Origin of the sequence: Alteribacillus sp. HJP-4, assembly GCF_042139015.1 — a bacterium.
Classification (GTDB): domain Bacteria; phylum Bacillota; class Bacilli; order Bacillales; family Marinococcaceae; genus JBHIKY01.
The window spans coordinates 1-1,136 of the sequence record NZ_JBHIKY010000061.1 but is presented as its reverse complement, the minus strand read 5'-3'; the positions used below and the strand labels follow the sequence as shown (position 1 = coordinate 1,136).

The window sequence follows — 1,136 nt, the reverse complement described above, 5'->3', positions numbered from 1 at the left end:
TTAAAGAAAGCTTCTGATATCGGAGCAAATGCTTTTGTCGGGGAATGTATGGCCATTAACCCTGAGTATCAGCATGTACTGCAGCAATCCTTTCTTCAGGCCAATATCGGAGTCATCCTGAATGTCTTCGAAGACCACATGGATGTGATGGGCCCTACATTAGATCATGTTGCTGAAGGATTTGCTTCAACTATTCCTTATAATGGAACACTTATAATCACAAAGGGCGTCTACGCTGATTACTTCTGTGATATTGCTGAAGAAAGGAATACAAAGATTGTATTTGCAGACAACAGCAAAATCTCCCATGAGTTTATACAAAAATTTGATTATACTATTTTCAAAGAAAATGCAGCAATTGCCCTGGCTGTTGCGGAAGCATTAAATATCAGTCGCGAGACTGCTCTAAGAGGGATGCTGAATGCCAACCCGGATCCGGGAGCTCTCAGAGTGACACCATTTACTGACTTAAGCAAAAAGACTTCCTTCTTTATTAACGGATTTGCCGCTAATGATACGACGTCTACTCTCGCTATCTGGGATCACCTCCAGTCCACTTCCTTCATTAAAGAGGACAAAGGAGTGGTTATCAATTGCCGGGAAGACCGGATAGATAGAACGAAAGATTTTTGTGAAAAAGTTCTTCCAGAGCTCGGAGGTACTAAATTAATAGTGATTGGCCAAAATGTTCATCCAATCTTAAAAGCTTACGAATCAGGTGAGCTTCCATATGATAAGCTCATTAATCTTGAAGGTAAAAGTGCAGATATAGTTCTGGACAGAGTACGGGCCGAATCCCATGGTACGACTTTGTTTGGTATCGGTAATATTCACGGCGCAGGAGAAGCATTTTTAGAAACACTTCATCACTCGCCGCAAGTAAAACATCGCAGTGTCGGTGAGGAGGCTATTTAATTGTTTGGTACGGATTTGTATATCGCTTTAGTTATAGGGGTAGTTCTTAGTTTAATCTATGCAGAAAAAACTGGAATCATGCCCGCGGGCTTAATCGTCCCGGGCTATCTTGCGCTCGTATTTGACCAGCCGGTGTTTCTGCTGACGATATTTCTCATCAGCTTGATTACATATTTGATTGTAACATTTGGTCTTACGAAATTTATGGTGCTGTACGGACG

Annotated in this window: 2 protein-coding genes; both read left to right on the top strand. The window is 41.6% G+C overall.

The window, feature by feature from the left end; translation table 11 throughout:
* On the top strand, positions 1-915 hold a 915-nt coding region (gene pgsB / locus ACE4RR_RS21505; protein WP_375537458.1), incomplete at its 5' end, for a poly-gamma-glutamate synthase PgsB.
* Positions 916-1,136, top strand: a 221-nt coding sequence (locus tag ACE4RR_RS21500; RefSeq protein WP_375537457.1) for a poly-gamma-glutamate biosynthesis protein PgsC/CapC, incomplete at its 3' end; no start/stop codon positions are given.